Annotated in this window: 1 protein-coding gene; it reads left to right on the top strand. The window is 75.3% G+C overall.

Annotated elements, in window-relative coordinates; genetic code table 11:
* Positions 1-4,321: SDR family NAD(P)-dependent oxidoreductase (locus tag MTQ10_RS28360; RefSeq protein WP_247473192.1), on the top strand; the 4,321-nt coding region annotated here is incomplete at both ends.

Here is a 4,321-nt window from a genome sequence, read left to right as displayed (position 1 = left end):
CCCCTCGCCACGGCCCAGGAATGGCCCGACACCGGCCGCCCCCGCCGCGCCGCCGTCTCCTCCTTCGGCATCAGCGGCACCAACGCCCACATCATCCTCGAACAAGCCCCGCAGGCCCAGGAGGCCGCCGGCGCGGGCAGCGCCGGCGAGCCGGAGCGCACCGCCCCGTACGCGTGGGTGCTCAGCGCGCACAACGACACCTCGCTGCGCGCGCAGGCCGCCCGCCTCCACGACAGGGTCGCCGCCGATCCCGCCGTACACCCGCTCGACGTGGCGTACTCCCTCACCCGCACCCGCTCCCTGCTGACGCACCGCGCGGTGGTGACCGGCGGGGACCGGGAGGAACTCCTCGCCGGTGTGGCCGCCCTGCGCGACGGCACGCCCGGCACCGCCGTCACCGGCCGGGCCCGAGCGCTCGCCCGGACCGCGTTCCTCTTCACCGGCCAGGGCGGGCAGCGGCCCGGCATGGGCCGCGAACTGTACGCGGCGTTCCCGGAGTTCGCCCGCGCCTTCGACGAGGCGTGCGCCGCGCTCGACCCGCACCTGGAGCGGCCCCTGCGCGACATCATGTGGGCCGAGCCCGGCACCGCCGAGGCGGAACTGCTGAACGAGACCTGCTTCACCCAGCCCGCCCTGTTCGCCTACCAGGTCGCCGCGTACAGGCTGCTGGAGTCGCTGGGTGTACGGCCCGACGAGATCGCCGGGCACTCCGTCGGCGAGATCGCCGCCGCCCATGTCGCCGGCGTGTGGGACCTGGCCGACGCCGCCCGCATGGTCACCGCCCGCGGCCGGCTGATGCAGGACCTTCAGGTCCGGGGCGCCATGGTGGCGATCGCCGCGTCCGCGGACGAGGTCCTGCCGGTGCTCGCCGGCCGGGAGGAGTCGGCCGGTATCGCCGCCGTCAACGGGCCGGCCGGCGTCGTCGTCTCCGGCGACGAGGAGACCTGCCTCGCCGTGGCCGCGCACTTCGACGCGCTCGGCCGGCGCACCAAGCGGCTCACCGTCAGCCACGCCTTCCACTCCCCGCTGATGGAGCCCATGCTCGACGCGTTCGCCCAGGTCCTGGACGAGCTGGCGTTCCGCACCCCGCGGCTGCCCCATGTCACCGACCTGACCGGCACGGACGTCACCGCCTCCTGGGCGGAGCCCGCCTACTGGCTGGAGCAGATCCGCCGCCCGGTGATGTTCCACTCCGTCGTCCGGGAGCTGCACGACCGGAAGGTGACCGCGTTCCTGGAGGTCGGCCCGCGCGCGGTGCTGTCGGCGATGGCGAAGGAGAGCCTGGACGGCGCCACCGCCACGGTCGCCGCCCTGCACAGCCGGGACCGCCGCGAGGACGACGCCCTGCTGGGCTGCCTCGCGGAGGCGTTCACCGCCGGTACGGCAGTCGACTGGGCGGCGCTCGCCGCCGGCGGCCGGGCCGTCGACCTGCCCACGTACGCCTTCGACCGGCGGCGGAGCTGGCTCACCGGCCAGGACGGCGCCGATGTCGCCTCGGCCGGGCTGCGGCCCGCCGCGCACCCGATGCTCAGCGCGCTCCTGGACGTCGCCGGCGAGGACGGCGCCGTCGCCACCGGCCGGCTGTCGGTCGCCGACCTGCCGTGGCTCGCCGACCACCGCATGGGCGGCCGGCTGATCGTGCCCGGCACCGCCCTGCTGGACCTCGTCCTGCACACCGCTGACCAGCTGGGCTGCGACCGGGTGACCGAGCTGACCTTCGAGTCGCCGCTGGTGCTGCCCGACGAGGGCGACCTGCGCATCCAGGTCGTCGCCGGCGGCCCCGAGGACGCCCGCACCGTCAAGGTGTACTCGCGTGGCGACGACGCCGCCGACTGGGTGCGGCACGCCTCCGGCGTCGCCACCACCACGCCTGCCCCCACCCCGGCCCCCTCATGGGCGGCGGCCTGGCCGCCCGCCGACGCGACGCCGGTGCCCTTCGACGAGGCCTACGACCAGCTGGCCGACGCCGGCTACGACTACGGGCCCGCCTTCCGCGCGGTGCGAGCCGTGTGGCGGCGCGACGACGTGCTGTTCGCCGAGGTCGCCCTGCCGGACGGGCTCACCGCCGACGGGTACGGGCTGCACCCGGTGCTGCTCGACGCGGCCCTGCACCCGTTCGTCGCCGGCTCGGACGAGCTGCGGCTGCCGTTCGCGTTCCAGGACGTGACGCTGACCGCGACCGGCGCGACCGCGCTGCGGGTCCGGCTCACCCCCGACGGCGCGGACGGCCTGGCCGTCGACGCGGCCGACGAGGCCGGGCAGGCGGTGCTGAGCGCGGGCCGGCTGCATGTGCGGGCCGTGCCCGCCGCGTCCCTCGCGGAGCCCGCCGACCGGGCCACGCATCTGTACCGGCTCGGCTGGGAGGAGTTCCCCGCGCAGGACGCGCCGCTGGAGGCATGGGCGGCGGTCGGGGCGCCGGCCGCCGGGCTGCCCGTCCACGCCGGCCTCGACGAACTGGCCGACACGCTCGGCGGCCGGCTCGACGGCGCGGTGCTGACCTGCCCCGACGGCGACGCCGTACAGCCCGCGGTGGCCGTGCTGGAGGCCGTGCAGCGCTGGCTGTCCGACGACCGGTTCGACGGTGCCCGGCTGGTGCTGCTCACCCGAGGCGCGGTGCCCGCCGCGCCGGGGGAGGACGCCGATGCGGCGCAGGCCGCGATATGGGGTCTGGTCCGTACGGCGCAGGCCGAGAACCCCGGCCGGTTCACGCTGATCGACACCGACGGCGCGGACGATGCCGCGCTGCGCCGCGCGCTGTCCTGCGGCGAGCCCCAACTGGCTGTGCGGGCAGGCACCTTGCGGGTGCCGCGACTCACGCGCGCGGCGGCGGACGACGCGCTCGTGCCGCCCGCCGACGTGCCGGCGTGGCGGCTGGCGGCGAGCGGTGACGGCACCCTGGACGGGCTGTCGCTGGTGCCGTACGAGGAGGCGCTGCGTCCGCTCGCGGAGGGCGAGGTGCGCCTCGGCATCCGCGCGGCAGGCCTGAACTTCCGCGATGTCGTCGTCGCCCTCGGCATGGTGGAGAGCCCTCACGGCCTCGGCTGGGAGGCGTCCGGTGTCGTGCTGGAGACCGGCCCCGGTGTCACCGGCTTCGCGGTGGGCGACCGGGTCATGGGTCTGGTGCCGGGCTCGTACGGGCCGACGGCCGTGGCGGACTCGCGCACACTGGCGCACATCCCGCAGGGGTGGACGTTCGCGCAGGCCGCGTCCGTGCCGGCGGTGTTCCTCACCGCGTACTACGCGCTGGTGGAGCTGGCCGGGCTGAAGGCCGGCGAGTCCGTGCTGATCCACGCCGCGACCGGTGGTGTCGGCATGGCCGCCGTGCAGCTCGCCCGCCACCTCGGCGCCGAGGTGTACGCCACCGCCAGCCGGCCCAAGTGGCCGACGCTGCGCGCGATGGGCTTCGACGACACCCACATCGCCTCCTCCCGCGACCTCGACTTCGAGAAGCACATCCTCGACGTCACCGGCGGCAAGGGCGTGGACGTCGTCCTGGACTCCCTCGCCGGTGAGTTCGTCGATGCCTCACTGCGCGCCCTCGGCGACAGCGGCGGACGGTTCGTGGAGATGGGCAAGACCGACATCCGCGACGCCGACGAGGTGGCCGCACGGCATCCCGGTGTCACCTACCGGGCGTTCGACCTGCCGGAGGCCGGGCCGGAGCTGATCGGCCGGATGCTCGACGCCTGCCTGGAACTGTTCGAGGCGGGGGTGCTCACCCCGCTCCCGCTGACCGCCTGGGACATCCGCCACGCCCCCGAAGCCTTCCGCCACGTCAGCCAGGCCCGCCACACCGGCAAGGTCGTCCTCACCCTCCCCCGGCCCATCGACCCCCACGGCACCGCCCTCATCACCGGCGCCACCGGCACCCTCGGCCGCCTCGTCGCCCGCCACCTCGTCACCCACCACCACATCCGCCACCTCCTGCTCACCGGACGACGCGGACTCGACGCCGACGGCATGCCCGAACTCGTCACCGAACTCGAAAACCACGGCGCCACCGTCACCGTCGAAGCCCTCGACATCACCGACCACCACACCCTCACCACCCTCCTCGACAACCTCACCCACCCCCTCACCCTCGTCGTCCACACCGCAGGACTCCTCGACGACGGCATCCTCGCCCAGCAGACCCCCGACCGCCTCCACCACGTCTGGCAGCCCAAAACCCACGCCGCCCACCACCTCCACCACCTCACCACCCACCACGACCTCGCCCACTTCGTCCTCTTCTCCTCCATCGCCGGCACCCTCGGCAACGCCGGACAAGCCAACTACGCCGCCGCCAACGCCGCCCTCGACGCCCTCGCCCACCACCGCC

Origin of the sequence: Streptomyces sp. XM83C (assembly GCF_023072675.1) — a bacterium.
Lineage (GTDB): Bacteria > Actinomycetota > Actinomycetes > Streptomycetales > Streptomycetaceae > Streptomyces > Streptomyces thermocoprophilus.
This window is presented reverse-complemented; position numbering and strand designations above follow the sequence as displayed.